The sequence below is a fragment of the Hymenobacter mucosus genome, from assembly GCF_900188255.1.
Taxonomy (GTDB): Bacteria; Bacteroidota; Bacteroidia; order Cytophagales; family Hymenobacteraceae; genus Hymenobacter; species Hymenobacter mucosus.
On sequence record NZ_FZNS01000002.1, the window covers coordinates 220,062 to 237,847 of the forward strand.

A 17,786-nucleotide genomic window follows, 5' to 3' on the forward strand; every position below is an offset into this window, starting at 1 on the left:
CATTTTGTTCTTATTCGTTCACATTTATTGTCCCCCATGACACACGAGCAGGTGAAGGACTTGAAGGGCCGCGCTGAGGCCCTGAGGAGGTATCTTTGACTACGATAACCGTAAAGCCCAAGTAGTAGCCACTGAACAGCAAACTACTGCCCCTGGCTTCTGGGATGATTCTAAGAAGGCAGAAGCAACCATGAAGGAAATCAAGTCCATAAAAGTATGGACCGATGATTTTGAAACGGTTGAAAAGGCTGTTGGCGATGTAGAGGTACTGTACGACTTCTACCGGGAGGGCGACGTCACGGAGCAGGAGATGCTACAGGAGTTCGATACAGCTCAACAAGCTGTGGAACGCCTTGAGTTTAAACGCATGCTCTCCGATGAGGAAGACCAGTTGTCCGCCATCATTGAAATAAATCCAGGAGCTGGCGGTACAGAAAGCCAAGACTGGGCCGAAATGCTCATGCGCATGTATATCATGTGGGGTGAGAAGCAAGGTTTCACAGTCCGGCAGGTTAGCTATCAACCGGGCGAAGGCGCTGGTATCAAATCTGCTTCCTTGGAAATAGATGGGCAGTTTGCCTACGGCTACCTAAAGAGCGAAATCGGGGTTCACCGGCTCGTGCGTATCTCTCCTTTTGACAGCAGCGGACGTCGCCACACGTCATTTGCCTCTGTATTCGCCTACCCAGTAGTCGACGACACGATTAACATTCAGATTAACCCTGCTGACATCTCTTGGGATACCTTCCGAGCTGGTGGTGCTGGTGGCCAGAATGTGAACAAGGTAGAAACGGCTGTACGTCTCACGCACGCCCCGTCCGGCATCATCATCGCCGTGCAGATTGAGCGCAGCCAGCTCATGAACAAGGAGCACGCGCTACGCATGCTCAAGTCGCGCCTCTATCAGATTGAGATGGACAAGCGTCATGCGGAGCGAGCAGTAGTAGAAGCAGGCAAGAAGCGTATCGACTTTGGCTCCCAGATTCGCAACTACGTTTTGCACCCTTATAAACTGATTAAAGATCTTCGTACCGGCATTGAACGCACCGATGTGCAGAACGTACTGGATGGGGATTTAGAGGAATATATCAAAGGCTATTTGATGCAGAACTAAAATCTAGTTGGATCTGGAGGAAACAAAAAGGGGCTGCCAAAATTGGCAGCCCCTTTTGTTTAGACCTGAGATGAATTAAAATTTATCCCAGAAAATTCTCGAATCTACATTGTCACCACCAATGGCAGCAGCAGCAGCACTGTTGTTAGCAGCGTTGAGATTTTGCTCTACTACAGGGTAGAAGAAACGACGCGGAATGTTCGATAGCGCTTGATCTGGTTTTGTTAAAACAGGATAGTCTAAGCGACGATATTCACGGTACGAGTCAGTTGGCTGGCCATATAGTGCAATCCACTTCTGGATACCAATCTTTTCCTTGAAGGAAGCACCACTAGCAGCATTCGAATAATTTACTGTCGGTTGGGCCAAATAAGCAGTAGCTTGACCTTGAGTACCACCCCACTCCAAAATAGACGCGGTTACAGCAGCATCGTAATGTGACTTAGCGCTACCAGTAGCACCCAAACCGCGCTCAACTGCTTCGGCTTGTAAGAACTCTACCTGTGAGTACGATAGTAGAACACCTGGGAAAGTAGGGCTCTCTAATGCAGCACCTGGTGCAGAGAATGACTCGTAGCTGTTGTTCGAACCGTATTCACCTCCTACATACTTTCCATCACGAGTCTGGAAGTATACATTCAGACGTGGATCATTCAGCGTAGTCAGCTTGTTAATGAAGAAGCTTGTGCCGACAAAATCGTTACGACCGCTCTGTACTAAATCTTCGAACAGAGGGTTCGTGTTTGGATTGGCAGTCTGGAAAGCAATCTGAGCATTATCTTCATTCGAAGTGAATAGCTTGCCCTGCACTTCCTTTACCATCGTGCCAGCCTTAGCAGCATCAACCTCAGAAATGGTAAGAGCTAAACGCAGCTTCAGAGAATTAGCAAACTGAGCGAAATGAGCTACATCACCACCGTAGATTAGATCTGCAGATCCAAGCCCTTCAGCAGAAGTATCGAACTTGCCGATGGCAGTATTCAACCGAGTAATCAAGTCGCTGTAGATAACAGCATCATCATCATACTTGGGCTGTGGTCTGGCAAAATCTAGCGCCTCTGAATAGGGAACATCACCAAACGCGTCTACCAAAGTAGCCCATGCGTATACCTCTAACACCTCAATTGCAGCAAGCTGGTTAGCTCTTACAGCTGGTGCGAAGGTTGGGTCGGTATTGGCATTGATGATGGTTCTTGCTTCCTGCAGATCGCGCAACACATCACGATATATTGCCGACCAAAATCCACCATTGATATTACGAGTCTTGATGTCGTAAATACTCTCGTCGAAGTAGGTAGTTTCAGCCCAATACTGCGTATACAGGCGGAAAGGGTTCAAGTTTACACTAGGACTAACTACTGTGCGAGCCAAGCTGCGTTCAGCGCTCGAGACAAGAGTAGTAGCAGGAACCTCGCCTGCTTGAGGACGCTTAGGGTCAATATTGTAATCATCCAGCGTGTCGACGCAAGAGGTGGCAAGCACCATCGCCGGCAGAATGAAGAGAAGTGATTTTTTCATTAGTACAGTGAATTAGAAGCTTAAGCGGATGTTACCACCAAACGAACGGATGGCAGGGAAAGATCCTGAAGAGTACCCTTGGCCCAAGTTACCTGAGCTCAGTGCATCTTCTGGGTCGGCATCCGGCAGATTCTTGGAGATAATCCACAGATTGCGTCCTACCAGCGAAAGGTCAACACCTTTGAAAGCACCTATTTTAGACACAATAGAAGTAGGAATGGAATAGGTTAGTGTAACTTCACGAAGCTTCACGAAGCTAGCGTCGTATACGAAACCAGCAGCAGGATTACGTAGGTAACCGTACAAGCCGTAGTTCGTGTTGCTTACCCGACGCGTGTTCGGTGTGCCATCTGCCAAAACACCTGGCAGGATCACACCACCACCGTTTGCGATTGTGTTACGTGAAGGATTACCCAAGTCGTTTAGTCCAGCCGTTTCCGGAGTTAGACCAGTAGCTTGACCGTAGTAACGGTCCAATGAGAAGACATCACCGCCCTGGCGTACATCAACCAAGAAATACAGGGACAAGCCTTTGTAAGCCAAGGTATTTGATACACCACCCGTCCAATCTGGGTTAGGATTACCAATCACTTCATTGGAGGTAGCAGACTGAGCGTAATATCCGTTGGCTCCTACTACTTTTTGGCCGTTCTGGTAAACATAATTTGATCCGCGGATAGAGCCGAAAGCTTCACCGACTGTTGCATTGGAGCTTACACCGCCTTGGTAGCTAGCCAATACAATGTTAGGCACGCCCTCGTACAGTGAGATTACTTCGTTGCGGTTTCGAGTCCAGTTAGCGTTCAGTGTCCATGAGAAGTCCGCATTTTTTATGGGCGACACAAAGGCCGAAACTTCTACACCACGGTTACGAACCTCACCTGAGTTTACATAACGGGAGTTATATCCAGTAGCAGTGGAAAGCGTAACTGGAATGATCTGGTCCTGTGTATTCTGTTGATACACAGTCAGGTCAAAACCCAGGCGGCTACGCAGGAAGTTCATTTCCAAACCAGCTTCTGCGCTTTTCGTGCGCTCGGGCTTCAAGTCAGGATTATTTTTGGTACCAGACACCGAGTATAGAGCGTTACCATTGAAGGTTGACACCTTGGTATACACATCGAATACTGACAGCGCAGCAGCACCTTGACCTACTTCTGCATAGTTCGCACGCACCTTACCGTAAGACAGCCACGAAACGTCCTTTAGCAGTTCAGAAAACACGAAACCACCTGCCACAGAAGGATAAACAAATGTATTATTCTTAGCTGGCAGTGTAGTTGACTTGTCACGGCGGGCTGTCAGGTCAAGAAACAGCATCTCCTTAAAGCCAAGTGTAGCACTGGCAAAAATACCGTCAACACCGATCTGGGTCTCGTTCTCGGTAGGAGGTAGAGGGTCACTTACCGAGTTGGTCAAAGAGTACAAATCGGGTACTACCAGACCGCCGTTAGTAGCGGCGTAGATGCTGCTAACATACTGACGACGCAAGTTAGCACCAATCAAACCGCGCAAGCTGAACGACTCAGTAACGTTCTTAGAGAAGTTACCAATCAGATCGTAGTTATACTCGCGTGAAGTACGGTTGTAACGGTTATAGCTAGAAAGACCTACACTACCAATAGCGTTACGCTCTTCTTGGATTTCATCGTATGAGTCAGCAGTAACTCGGCCCAAGATGTTGAACCAGTCTGCTACTTTGTAGGTAGCAGTTACGTTACCAAAGAAACGGTTACGGCTATCGGTTTCGTAGTTCTTGTATCGAACCCAATAGGGGTTATTCCAATAGATAGGAGATAGATCAGAAGGGCTAGAGTAATTCCAGGTCCTATTCTGTCCCGTCCGTTCAAACGCTTCTTTTTGCTCCTTTATGTCAACGTTGGTTTGCCACCACTGACGGAAGTTCGTCATCACGTTGCCATCTCCATATCCGGTGCCGTAACGACCTTTACCATCTACACGAGTGTAGTTAATAGAAGCAGTCGTAGTTAGCTTGGGCGTTAGGTTGAGCGAACCAGCAAAATTGACAATATTCTTGTTTACTTCGCTGTTCTCCAGAACACCTTTATCCCGGATGTTATTATAGCCTAACTTGAAGTATCCATTTTCATTGCCGCCATCAATAGAAACGCTATTGTTTAACGTCAATGCTGTTTTGAAGAATTCTTCAGGGCCATTCTTACCTGCTACCCAAGGAGTAGCTTGATTGTACGTAGGCGAGGTAGGATCAAACGAACCCCACTGATAGACGTTGAGATTGGGGTCGAACGCCGCACCATAAGACGCATCTTCCGACAACGGTGTAACTAAGTCATTAACACCATCACCATTGATATCCCGGTCAAGAAAATATGGGTTATCAGCAGGGTTGTTGCTGTTATCAATATAATAACGGCCATACCCTGCTCCATATTCCTTCTGGTACTTGATAAAGGTCTTCTTATCAATACGCCCAGCGGTAGCGCCGAGGTTAACTGTTACCCCTAGACCTTTGCGACCCTTTTTGGTAGTAATCAGAATAACCCCGTTGGCGGCACGTTCACCATATAGTGCAGTGGCAGCGGCGCCTTTCAGGACAGTGGTTGATGCAATATCGTCTGGGTTGATATCCGCGGCTGCGTTACCGTAGTCGTAGCCACCCCGGCCTGTTTGCTGATCAGTAGAGTTCGTGTTAGCATTGCTGATCGGCACACCATCTACCACAAACAGCGGCTGGTTATTACCAAACAGTGACTTAGTACCACGAATCAACACGTTGGTAGAACCACCCAATGAGTTGCTCTGACGGATCTGAACACCAGCAACTTTACCAGAAAGGCCGTTGATGAAGTTAGGGTTACGTGCTTTTGTAATGTTCTCGCCTTCAACTTGCGTTGCAGAGTAAGGCAATGAGTTACGAGTTCTTTCGACGTTTTGAGCCGTTACTACTACTTCACCCAATTGCTTGGTATCAGGAGCCAACCCAATATCTATTGAAGTGGCATCACCGATTGGCCGTTCTATCGATATAAAACCAATAGAAGTAAATGTGAGGGTAGTAACAGAAGAAGGTACTGACAACGTGTAAGTGCCATCCGAGTTAGTTGACACACCGTTGCTGGTACCCTTAGCTAGAACCGTAACGCCGGGCAAACCTTGACCCGTCGTACGATCTGTTACTCTACCCGAAATCTGGCGATTCTGCGCGGCCGCCTGCTGCAACAGCACGGGCGCGGTCAGAAGCGCACTCAATAAAATTTTCCGCATTTGAGTGTGAGTGAGTGAAGTTTGTTAATAGAAGTTCGAAATTATTCAAAAAAGTGTGCTCAACCAACAGATACTCTGTACACAATCAATTAGCACATTGCTCAAAGGTCCTGGAACCGCAATTTAGAAAAAAATTCTAGTCATTAGAATTATCTACCTAGCGGTGCTTGAAACAGTATCAAAACCAAGCACGTGTCATTAGCTACAGCATCAAGCCCGTAAGCAGCCCCCTTTCAACTTGAACTAATCAATTGTCAATCATCACGTTACGCCTAAGCATGTATCACTATAATCCATCGTAAAATATACGATTTAATATAAATAGGCCATGTTTAATGTAATAATGTTAATTTATAACAGTTATTATTGAAATATAATAATTACTGACGTATATTATTGATTACTACATAATACACCTTGCACATCAGCATTGTCAACTAAAGATCACAAGAATCAAGACCTGTATATACTAATGGGTGGCCTTAAAGTCTTTACAGCGTGAAGCCTATGTATTCACTAAGGTATTCATCATAGATTTAAAGAGTATCATAATGGTATTCTTACGTTACACAATGGATAGAATAAGAATTCATCAATATATAATTGTATTTAAATAACACAATCAAGTTCGTAATGTACAAGATTACGTAAGTAAATTTTCACACACAACGTCCTCGTTTCAATTAGTAGTATTGACCGAAGTAGCAAACCTATGTATCAGGCTAATAGTCTCAGTTATTTAACTGCATGCTATTTCACAGCTCTGCTACTATCGTAATTACACAAAGCAATATATCAATATATTATATACGTATATTTATATTTAAAAACTTACCAATTATAAATCTTTATTTTTTTAACGATTTATTTGGCAATAATCTATATTTTGGTACTTAGTTTTGACAGAAGTATTCCACTTACTTGTTCTGATCATCATTACAAACTTCACCTAATGCATTTTCACATGCGCAGAATTTTACTTTCATTCATACCACTAACTGTGCTAAGTGCAACACAGTTAATGGCTCAGACTCGGCAAGTATCAGGTCGTGTAACTGATCGTAGCACTGGGGATGGATTACCAGGAGTAACCGTATTATTAAAGGGTACTTCCAACGGAGTATCTACTAATAGTGATGGTTCTTTCACTCTAACCACCCCTGCCGATGGAGGAACACTTGTTTTTACTTCCGTTGGCTATGTCTCCACTGAACAACTCATCGGTTCAACCAACCAGGTCAATATCGGACTGAGTGCAGACACCAAGCAACTTAGCGAAGTAATATGTAACTGGCTATGGCCAGCAGCGAGAGCGTCGGGATATAACTGGCTCTATTGCTACAATTAAAGCTACAGATTTTAAAGACCAACCTATTCTTGGTGTCGATCAAGCCCTCCAAGGTAGAGCGGCTGGTGTTCAGGTTTCGCAGAGTTCAGGAACACCCGGCTCTGGCATTGCTGTGCGCGTGCGTGGTGCGGCATCGATAGGAGCTAGCAATGAGCCATTGTATGTAGTTGATGGATTACCTGTAATTAGTGGTAATACGACACAACTAGGCACTGGCAATCAGCTAACCAATGGGCTTAATGATCTTAACCCCAATGATATTGAAAGCATTGAGGTATTAAAGGATGCGGCTTCAGCTGCAATCTACGGATCTAGAGGCTCTAACGGAGTAGTAATTATTACTACAAAGCGGGGGAAAGCAGGTACGCCGAGAGTTGACTTGGAATATTACACTGGTGCTCAAACGGTATGGAAGAAACCCAGTGTCCTAAATGGAGAGCAACAAACTTTATTGTTTATAGATCAAGCAGTAAACCGTTATCCGGCAAACGCGAACGGTAATTATCCATATTCATCAACGCTTACTTTTCGTAGCAAAGAAGACTTAGCGGCCTATTTATATGGACCTGGGGATGCTGCTGTTTCCAATGGTTTAGCCTCCTATGTTGATGCAGGTCCAATACGCCCACTAAGCCAGTTCCAGAATCCTAGCACCTCTACTTCTACTAACTGGGCTGATGAAGTATTGCGCACCGCTCCAATCAGCAACTATGGGTTGACGTTCTCAGGCGGATCTGATCAAAACCGTTATAGAGTAGCACTAAACTATTTCGATCAAGAAGGAACCATTATCGGCTCTGGCTATAAAAGAGCAAGCGCTCGAGTATCGCTTGACAATAAGCTTTCGGAGAAAATCCGGATGGGCACCTCGATTGGTTTGAGCAGCAGCATTAACAATCGAATTAATAATGACAATAGTATATATGGAGTATTAACTACTTCGCGCTTATACGCTGCTGATCTACCAATTTATAACGCTAACGGAACTTATTATAAAGTTGGATCTTTAGAAAATCCGGTTGCAGCTGCTAATGAGCCATACATCAAAAGCGTTAATAATCGCTTAATTGGTTCACAGTACACAGAGTTCGAACTCATCAAAAACTTGAGGTACCGGGCCACATTTGGATTAGACTTCACGTACGGCCGTGATGATAGATTTTACTCTACTCTAACCAATGCCGGGGCTAACGTGAGGGGCGAAGCAACTGTTGCAACCCTTCAGGACATAAACTATAACCATATTAGCTCTCTTAACTACGCTAAAAACTTCGGTGATAACCATACGCTAAGCGCTTTATTTGTAGCAGAGTACCAACGCGATGCGTATAGTGATACGTATGCTCAGGCTACTGGCTTTCCAAGTAATTCAATTCGTCAACTAGCGGCTGGTGCTACTAAAACATCTGCATCGTCAACAGCAACTGGCAATGCACTGTTTGGTTTGTTGGGCAAAGTTGATTACTCATTCAAGGGTCGTTACCTCGTCACGGCTTCAGTACGTCGAGATCAGTCATCTCGCTTCGGTGCGAACAACCAAGTAGGTTACTTCCCTGCCGCATCGTTAGGCTGGCGTATCATTGAAGAAGATTTTCTTAAGGATCAAGATGTATTGAGTGAACTCAAACTTCGTGGTAGTTACGGTATAACAGGCAATCAGCCAACTGGTAATTTTGGCTCACGCGGTTTGATTGGGATTGGGTTCAATTACCTAGAACAAGGTGGTTTATCACTCAATCAGTTAGCTAATCCAGATTTGCGTTGGGAACGCACCAAGCAAACCAGCGTTGGAATGGATTTGGGCTTCTTGGAAAATCGTTTCTACGTTTCAGCAGATGCTTACTTGCGGAAAACGGATGACTTGCTTTTAGCTCAGCAGCTTGTTTCTGACACCGGCTTCAGAAGCTATAGTGCCAACGTTGGTAATATTGAGAATAAGGGTTTAGAGTTTGCTCTTACCACTGTAAACTTCCGCAATGAGGGCGACGGCTTTAACTGGGAAACCAACTTTAACATCAGCTTTAACCGCAACCTTGTAACGAAAGTATCAGATCCAAGCCCGACAGGTACTGCACAAGGCTTCGCAAGCCGTTTGAAAGCTGGCGAACCATTAGGTGCATTTTTTGGATATCGTGTAGAAGGCATTCTACAAACACAAGCAGAAATTGATGCTTTGAATGCAGGATCTTCTACCGGTACTTATCAATCCTCTTTGACTCGTCCAGGTGACATCAAGTTCCGCGACCTAGATGGTGATGGCCGTATAACTGCTACGGGTGACCAAGAAATTATTGGCAATGCCCAGCCCAAATTTTTTGGTGGCTTTAACAATACAGTGCGCTATAAGGGATTTGACCTCTCAGCTTTTCTACAATATAATGTCGGTAATGACATTTATAACAGCGCTCGTTCTAACACAGAAGGAATGAGCACTAATTACGGTCAAGATGCAACTGTATTGAATCGCTGGACACCAACTAACACAAACACTGACATACCCCGTGCTGTAGCAGGTGATCCTAACGGCAATACTAGAACTTCTGACCGCTTCTTGGAGGATGGATCATATGCTCGTATTAAGAACGTGGTTTTAGGGTATACACTACCAAAATCAATCGTTAACCGTGTACACTTACGCACTGTACGTGTATATGCTCAGGCTCAGAACTTGGTTACGTTTACCAACTACTCAGGCCTAGATCCAGAAGTGAGCACCTTTAGTGGTTCTAATACATCTATCGGTACTGATTTCTTTACTTACCCGCAGGCGCGCACCATTACTGGTGGTATTACGCTCGGCTTCTAATTCTCCGACTTACTTGAATCATGCAAATACTTTCCCTTCGTCAACTTGCCACACGCTCAGCACTGCTGTTAAGTCTTGGTTTAGGTTCTGCTGCTTGCGATAAGGCAATTAATGTTGAACCCAGTAATAGCATTAGCTCTGACACTGGGTTTACAACCAAAGAAGACGCCGCAGCAGGTTTACTAGGTGTATATGATGCGTTGCAATTAACTGACTACTATGGTGTGGGGTTTCCTACCATTTCTGACCTGATATCAGGTGACGTGGCACATGTTGGTACCTTTACGACCACACTTGGTTTGATTGCGCAAAATCAGGCGCAACCTGATAATGTCCAGATCCAAAATACATGGGACGCTATCTATGCCACAATTAACCGTGCCAACTACCTTATACAGGAAAGCGAAAAAATAACCGATCCAGCTTTTCCTAAGTTAACGACCCAGGCGCAGGCACGTGCTATCCGGGCCTTATCATACATGAATCTTGTTGGCCTCTGGGGCGGTAGCCCTCAAGGCTATGGCTATAGCGGAGGATTAGGTGTTCCATTGCGTCTAGTTCCAACAGTGGCCATTGGTGAAAGTACGGCTCCCATTGCCCGTGCATCCGAAGCAGAAGTTGCTGCTGCAATTCGAGCAGATCTGGATTTTGCAATTGAAAACCTAGCAACCGGTGTAGGTAACAGAGTTACAAAGAATGCTGCTCTCGCCCTGCGCGCACGCTTTGAATTGCGCATGCGCAACTATGCAGATGCGTTAAAGTTTGCTAGTCAAGTGCCAGCTTCAGCCGGTTTTGCCACTGCAGCCTTAACTGCTACTACTACACCTGACGCAATCTGGCAATTAACGTATTCTGCTACTGACACAAACTTGTACGCCTTTTGGTGGTACACTACTGGTGGTAGAAATGAACTGAATCCCGGAGTTAATATTGCTGCCGCTCATCCGGCCGGTGACAAACGACTTGCTGTTAACGTAGTCACCGGTGGTCTAACCCAGAAATATACACGCACTACTACGCGTGATGATCCTTTCAATGTTATCCGTTACGCGGAAGTAGTGCTAACTATTGCTGAAGCATCAGCCCAAACTGGCAACTTAGTTAATGCAGCCGCACAATTGAATATTATTCGTTCACGTGCTGGTCTAGCGCCTACTACTGCCACTACCGCTGATGCACTTGTAAGGGATATTCTGCTTCAGCGCCGTCTGGAATTAGCATACGAGGGGAACTACTGGTTTGATCTACGTCGTACCAACATGGTTCAAACCGCATTGCCTACTTACAATCAGACTTTCCGGAACCTCTTCCCACTTCCCAACCGAGAGATACAGCTTGCAAACGGTGTCCTAACACAGAATCCGAGCTATTAACACGTATGTAACAGATATATAAAAAGGCCCCCAATCTTCCGATTGGGGGCCTTTTTATATATCTGTTATCCTTAACACTACCCCTTCTCCTAGGTTAGGGCTTTGTAGCCACTTTATAATAGTATCGGCTACTACTTCAGGTTCTACTAGTTGACCATTAGAATGAAGCCCAGAGAATCTTTCAGCCTCACTAAAACTTTGTTTGTCTGCCCCGCGGATATGTTCCTGCATTACTGTATCAATTACTCCCGGAGCTAAGCTGCGAATACGGATACCGTTGGCACGCAGGTCCTGTTCTTTTTGAGCTACTTGACTAAGCATATCCAAAGCTGCTTTGGAAGCACAGTAAGCCCCCCAACCATCAACAGCACGTTGAGCTGCGCCACTACTTATGTTAAGAATAGTACGGGTGCTACTTCCTCCCGAGTAAGCACTCAAGAAGGTATTCATAAGCATGGCAGGAGCCACTACGTTTACGTCAAACACAAATTCGAAGTGCTCATTTTGGTGTTCTCCTAAGTAGGCTATATCACCAAGCACACCTGCGTTATTAATCAGGGTTATACTTTCTGCATCTGGCCATTTAGGGAATACTTTGTGCAGGTTGTTCTGCACGGCCAGCATATCGGATAGGTCTAGGGGCTGGTGCGTATAACGTGGATGCTCAATAGTAGCATGACGTGATACCCCAAGTACGGCTGTGTTTTCTTGCTGAAGTACGTTTTCTGCTAGTGCTTTCCCTAGCCCTCGGCTAGCGCCCGTGATGATGTAGTAGTGCATGTATTAATGATGGGGTGAGGTGATATCCAATACGTCATAAAATAAAAACGGGCAGCCTAGGCTGCCCGTTTTTATTTTATGACGCGTAAGCTCGCATCACAGGATATATTGACTCAAGTCTCGATTACGGACCATGTCGCGCAGGCGCTCTTCTACCAATTCGCGGGTTATCAGCACTTGCGCATTGGGTCCGATCTGATCGGGGACATCGAATAAAATCTCGTTTAGAAGCCGACTCATTACCGTATGCAGCCGACGGGCCCCGATGTTTTCTACTTCGGAGTTTACCTCGAAGGCTATTTCCGCTATACGCTCCAGAGCCGAGTCATCAAAGCTCAACGACACGCTTTCCGCTTGCAGCAAGGCCTCATATTGCTTAGTCAGCGCATTTTTTGGGTCCTTAAGAATCCGATAGAAATCGTCTTTGGTGAGGCTTTGTAGCTCTACGCGGATGGGGAACCGTCCTTGTAATTCCGGGATTAGATCCGAGGGCTTGGCTACATGGAAAGCGCCAGCAGCAATAAACAGGATGTGGTCGGTGTGGATGATGCCATACTTAGTACTCACCGCTGAACCTTCTACCACAGGAAGCAGATCGCGCTGCACACCTTCCCGGCTCACATCGGGTCCACCACCGCCTTTTCCGCTACGGCTAGCAACCTTGTCAATCTCATCAATGAAGATGATGCCGGCGTTTTCAGCATGACGAATGGCTTCGTCCTTTACCTCATCCATGTCGATGAGCTTAGCCGCTTCCTCGTCCAGCAGAATCTTACGGGCTTCGGCAATTGTTACCCTACGTTTGCGAGTCTTCTTCGGTATCATAGACCCGAGCATGTCCTGCAAGCCTGCCATTGAAGCTTCGTCGATGCCAGCTGGGCCACCAATGACCCCGATACCGGGAGAATTATTTTGCTGTACTCGGATGTCGATTTTACGCTCATCCATCTCGCCATTGCGGATTTTCTCCCGAAAACGCTCCCGGGTCCGTTCGTTTAGCTCATGGTCGGCGTCAGGCAGGTAGTTACTGTCACCCGCGCCAAACCCTACATTTGGTTTGACGGCCCCTACCCCACCCGTTACGGGAGGAATAAGAGCATCCAGAATTACATCCTCAACAGCCTGGGCGGCCTGGGCTTTCACTTCTTCTTTTCGGCGCTGGCGGACCATATTCACTGATTGCTCGACTAGGTCGCGCACCATACTTTCTACATCGCGACCTACGTACCCGACTTCCGTAAATTTGGAGGCTTCTACCTTAGTGAAAGGAGCACCGGAAATACTAGCCAGCCGACGAGCAATTTCAGTTTTGCCCACGCCCGTGGAGCCAATCATGAGAATATTGTTGGGAACAATTTCCCGCTGCATCTCAATGGGGGCGTGCAACCGACGCCAGCGGTTACGTAACGCAATGGCAACATGGCGCTTGGCTTCGTGCTGGCCAATAATGTACTTATCAAGTTCGGCCACAATTTGGGCCGGAGTCAGAAACTCAGCGGAATCTAGCATAGGGGAGCAATAGGAAAGAGGGAAACAGATAATACGGTATATCTGAACCAGAGAATAAAAGTTTGCGCTACTTGCGCGAAAATAGGAATATCACGCTAGTCCAATACTAGCTCTACTTGTCTTTCTTGAATAGCGACTGTAGGTTTCGGGCCACGGTAAAATAGTTGGCCGAACCTGAAGCGTGATACCCGGCGTGGGTGTAATCCAGCTGGAACTGGCTGATCCGCAGCATAACACCAAAGGAGAAACCCGCACCCCCAGCCGTGTTGTCTAAGCGTAACTCACGCCGCTGCAAATGATTGTAGCCCATCCGTACATGGAGATTTTTGCTCAACAAAAACTCCCCTCCTACCACGAAGTGCCGGGCAATTTTATCGCCCAAGGTTTTCTTAGATTTCACTTCATTCCCGAACTCATCTAGTTGCCCCCGCTGGTTTGGGTCGAGGTAAACAATATCAAGTTGTTGCAGATGATGGGCTGAAAACGAAAATCGCAAGGGCAAATGTTCGGGCTTGAATGAGGTGCCAATTTGCACGTCCAATGGCATTGGTTCCCGTCCGGCTCCATCATAGGGCTTGAGTTGGTAGCCCGCATTACGTACTACCAACCCTACCGTAAAGTCTTTCTCTGGATGCTTGAAGAGGCCTCCAACATCGGCCAACGTAGCAATTGAGTGGTTGCCACTAATGCCTGACACGCCAATCTTGAGCGCACCGCCGATGGTGAAACTTCCGCTAGTATACGAGTCTGAGACGCTCAGGGCATATTCGTTCACGGAGAATTCGCTGAGGCTATTGCCAGCAATATCTACCTGCTCAAACTTACCGTAATTCAAATACGTTAGGCCCACCCCAAAACGCCCGTAGCGTTCTGTATTGAACACGTACGCGGCAGTGCTTTGCTTGATATCGGCTAAGTAGTCCACATAGCCCAGAGCCAGCCTGCCATCCATGTCGGCGTTAAGCAGGGCTGGGTTACCATACATCATGGTCCCATCGGCGTCGCGGGAAGACACATTGACCCCTCCCAAACCGGCTAACTTGGCGCTTACGGGCAGATTTAGATAGGAAAAGGCTTGCTGCCCCCCAATTTGGGCTACTGCGGGTACTGCACCCGCCCCAACGATACTACCCAGTATAAGAACAGCAACTTGAGGGCGTAACAGTCTAATCATCGGTCTAAGATAAGGTGAAACCAGCGGGCATAGGACGTCAGCAGTTTGGGTTTTATTATATAGTACCGAGCGCAAAAAAAGACCGCCCTGCTACCTAGTATTGAAGCATGACGGTCCTTTTGGGGGCTGAAGCCAGAAGCTGAGCTGTTTACTGCACTTCCACGCTGGCAACTGGTAGAGGCGGCACCTCATCGCGCACAATCAGCTTGATGGGATGGGCTACTTTTTCGTTAAGTAGTGCTACTTCTAGCACATCATCAACGCGGTCGGCGTAGTGAATAGTGAGGTCCTTAAGGTAGTCGGCCGATATTTCGTCGATGTCCTTCCGGTTCTTTTGGCACAGAATGATATGCTTTACTCCGGCCCGCTTAGCAGCCAGTATTTTTTCCTTAATACCTCCCACTGGCAATACCTTGCCCCGTAGAGTAATCTCGCCTGTCATAGCCAAGTGGCTACGAATCTTGCGTTGCGTGAAGACAGAGGCAATGCTGGTAAAAATGGCAATACCGGCACTAGGGCCGTCTTTGGGCACCGCACCCTCGGGGAAGTGAATATGCAAGTCGTACTGATCAAAGAGGCGGTAGTCGATACCCAACTCTTCGGCTCGGCTGCGCAGATAGCTCAAGGCCGTAATAGCTGATTCCTTCATTACGTCGCCCAACTGCCCCGACAGCGTGAGCTTACCTCGGCCCCGACTGAGTAGACTTTCAATAAATAGAATGTCGCCCCCAACGGAGGTCCAGGCCAAGCCAGTTACGACGCCCGCTGTTTCGTTATCCTGGTACTGGTCGCGGTCGAAGATGGCCGCACCTAGAATACGCGTTACATCTTTTGGTTCTAGGGTAGCAGGAAAGGGCTCCTTCATGGCTTTGCTCTTCGCCACATTGCGCACCACGGCTCCCAGCTTGCGCTCTAAGCTCCGCACGCCCGATTCACGTGTGTAGTCATCAATAACACGCTGCAAGGCCCCGCTGGTAATACCTGAGTCTTTAGGGCCGAGGCCATGCTCGTGCAGAAGCTTGGGCCACAGGTGCTTCTTGGCAATCTGGGTTTTCTCCTCCAGCGTGTAGCCCGTCAAGTCAATGATTTCCATTCGGTCGCGCAGTGCCGGCTGAATTGTCTCCAGTGAATTGGCAGTAGCTATAAACAGCACTTTCGAGAGGTCGTACTCTACCTCTAGGTAGTTATCGGTAAAGGTGGAATTTTGCTCCGGGTCCAGTACCTCAAGTAAAGCGGAAGAAGGGTCGCCGCGGAAGTCCGTGGCAATTTTGTCTATTTCATCGAGGACTATTACGGGATTGGAAACACCTGCTTTCTTAATCTGAGACACAATACGCCCCGGCATAGCCCCGACGTACGTTTTGCGGTGTCCCCGGATTTCGGCCTCGTCGCGCACGCCTCCTAGGCTCATACGCACGTATTTGCGCCCCAGCGCTTTAGAAATGGAGCGTCCAAGAGAAGTCTTGCCCACGCCAGGAGGGCCATAGAGGCACAAAATAGGCGCCTTCATGTCCTGCTTTAGCTTAAGCACAGCCAAGTACTCAATGATGCGCTCCTTTACCTTCTCCATGCCGTAGTGGTCATCGTCGAGGATTTTCTTGGTACGCTTCAGGTTGAAGTTGTCCTTGGTATACTCACCCCAGGGTAAATCCAGCAGAAATTCCACGTAGTTCACGCTTACTGGATATTCGGCCGCCTGGGGATTAATGCGGGTGAGTTTGTCTACCTCTTTCTCGAAGTGCTTGGCTACGGTTTCGGGCCACTTCTTGCTTTTAGCGCGCTGGCGCAGCTTTTCTACTTCCTGGTCGGGTCCGTCAAAGCCGAGCTCGTCTTGGAGCACCTTGATCTGCTGACGCAGGAAATAGTCGCGCTGCTGCTGATCAATATCTGTGTGGACTTTGGTCTGAATTTCGCGTTTGATTTCCAGCAGCTGAATCTCCTTCATCATCAGCTCCAGCAACTGCGTTCCGCGCTCCATCCCATCGTTGGTTTCCAGCAGGCCCTGCTTGATGCTTACTTCCACATTGATGTTGGAAGACAAAAAGTGGGTCAGAAACGAGGGCGACTCAATATTATCGAGGGCCATTTGCGCCTCCTGCGGAATTTCCGGGTTCAGCTTGAGCATCTTGGCCGCAGCTTCCTTCAGCGACGACACCAAGGCCTTCACTTCCTTGGATTTCTTGTTGGGGAAAATTTCGGGAGTGTACCGCACGCGAGCCGTGAGGTAGGGTGTATGCTGGGTTTCCTCCTCAATCGTGAAGCGTGACTGCCCTTGGATAATAATGGTCGTGTTGCCATCGGGCAGTACTAGCAGCTTCAGGATCTTGGCCATAGTGCCTACCTGGTACAAGTCCTGTAAAGTAGGGTCGTCGCTCTGGCCGTTTTTCTGCGCTACTACTCCCACAATCTTATTGCCGCGGTACGCCTTTCGTACTAGCCGGATGCTCTTCTTGCGCGTTACGGTAACGGGCAATACTACCCCCGGAAAAAGCACAGTATTGCGTACGGGCAGCAGGGGCAGCTGCGTAGGTGCATCTTCAGGACTGAGTGGCTGGTCGGGGTCGGCAGCCACAATGGACACCATTTCGGCGGGGTCTTCGGACATCAACAGAACTTGAGAGAAAGGAATGGTAGGCGAATCGGATTGGCTCATGGGCAGAGGGGCGGAAGCAGAAAAACCGGAGTGCCAGATTGACAGGCAAAAACCCCAGCGAGGACCTCTGATAGAGATAGGGCTTCCGAAGATACGGATTGGGCAAGTGCCGTGCCACTAAAGGACGCTGGTAATTTGCGCGAGCGAGTCGGCCAACGCGGCACGTGCAGGCCCAAAGCTAGTGAGACTGACAGTAACAATCAGACATGTAATAGCATCAAAAAATTCCTATTTTTGATGCTCGACGCGCCGGTACTCCCCACCG

General features: G+C 47.5%; 10 protein-coding genes. 4 read left to right on the plus strand and 6 right to left on the minus strand.

Annotated elements, in window-relative coordinates; all coding sequences use genetic code 11:
* Window positions 1–36: 36 nt before the first annotated feature.
* Window positions 37–1,114, plus strand: a protein-coding gene (prfB, locus tag CHB83_RS04890) for a peptide chain release factor 2 (protein WP_179225456.1) whose coding sequence is annotated in 2 segments (ribosomal slippage) — window positions 37–96 and window positions 98–1,114 — 1,077 coding nt in all. Because the reading frame shifts where the segments join, the coding sequence is not laid out codon by codon here.
* A 75-nt stretch (window positions 1,115–1,189) separates the two neighbouring features.
* Here prfB and CHB83_RS04895 read toward each other — a convergent pair.
* Together CHB83_RS04895 and CHB83_RS04900 are read right to left on the minus strand one after the other, a co-directional pair.
* The gene (locus tag CHB83_RS04895) at window positions 1,190–2,632 is read right to left on the minus strand and encodes a SusD/RagB family nutrient-binding outer membrane lipoprotein (RefSeq protein ID WP_089331867.1); all 1,443 of its coding nucleotides are present in this window, start codon (window positions 2,630–2,632) and stop codon (window positions 1,190–1,192) included.
* 12 nt (window positions 2,633–2,644) lie between these two features.
* Window positions 2,645–5,878: a SusC/RagA family TonB-linked outer membrane protein gene (locus tag CHB83_RS04900; RefSeq protein ID WP_089331868.1), complete on the minus strand. Its 3,234-nt coding sequence runs from the start codon at window positions 5,876–5,878 to the stop codon at window positions 2,645–2,647.
* A gap of 1,021 nt (window positions 5,879–6,899) precedes the next feature.
* Between CHB83_RS04900 and CHB83_RS24360 the strand changes: the two genes are divergently transcribed.
* From CHB83_RS24360 to CHB83_RS04915, 3 genes are read left to right on the plus strand one after another with little or no spacing between them, the layout of a single operon-like run.
* The gene (locus CHB83_RS24360; RefSeq protein ID WP_394340141.1) at window positions 6,900–7,226 is read left to right on the plus strand and encodes a carboxypeptidase-like regulatory domain-containing protein; all 327 of its coding nucleotides are present in this window, start codon (window positions 6,900–6,902) and stop codon (window positions 7,224–7,226) included.
* Window positions 7,222–10,032 (plus strand): SusC/RagA family TonB-linked outer membrane protein, encoded by a 2,811-nt coding sequence (locus CHB83_RS04910; RefSeq protein WP_245855298.1) that lies wholly within the window; start codon window positions 7,222–7,224, stop codon window positions 10,030–10,032. Before CHB83_RS24360 ends, CHB83_RS04910 begins: the two co-directional genes overlap by 5 nt.
* Before the next feature lie 20 nt (window positions 10,033–10,052).
* On the plus strand, window positions 10,053–11,405 hold the full coding sequence (locus CHB83_RS04915; RefSeq protein ID WP_089331871.1) for a RagB/SusD family nutrient uptake outer membrane protein: 1,353 nt from the start codon (window positions 10,053–10,055) through the stop codon (window positions 11,403–11,405).
* Window positions 11,406–11,459: 54 nt separating this feature from the next.
* Here the strand turns inward: CHB83_RS04915 and CHB83_RS04920 are convergent, their stop codons facing one another.
* The 4 genes from CHB83_RS04920 to lon form a co-directional block, all read right to left on the minus strand.
* Window positions 11,460–12,185 (minus strand): SDR family NAD(P)-dependent oxidoreductase, encoded by a 726-nt coding sequence (locus CHB83_RS04920; protein WP_089331872.1) that lies wholly within the window; start codon window positions 12,183–12,185, stop codon window positions 11,460–11,462.
* Window positions 12,186–12,281: 96 nt separating this feature from the next.
* The gene (gene hslU / locus CHB83_RS04925) at window positions 12,282–13,694 is read right to left on the minus strand and encodes an ATP-dependent protease ATPase subunit HslU (protein WP_089331873.1); all 1,413 of its coding nucleotides are present in this window, start codon (window positions 13,692–13,694) and stop codon (window positions 12,282–12,284) included.
* A 112-nt stretch (window positions 13,695–13,806) separates the two neighbouring features.
* Window positions 13,807–14,868: a type IX secretion system protein PorQ gene (porQ, locus tag CHB83_RS04930; protein WP_143436999.1), complete on the minus strand. Its 1,062-nt coding sequence runs from the start codon at window positions 14,866–14,868 to the stop codon at window positions 13,807–13,809.
* Window positions 14,869–15,016: 148 nt separating this feature from the next.
* On the minus strand, window positions 15,017–17,521 hold the full coding sequence (gene lon, locus CHB83_RS04935) for an endopeptidase La (protein ID WP_245855284.1): 2,505 nt from the start codon (window positions 17,519–17,521) through the stop codon (window positions 15,017–15,019).
* Window positions 17,522–17,786: the final 265 nt, after the last annotated feature.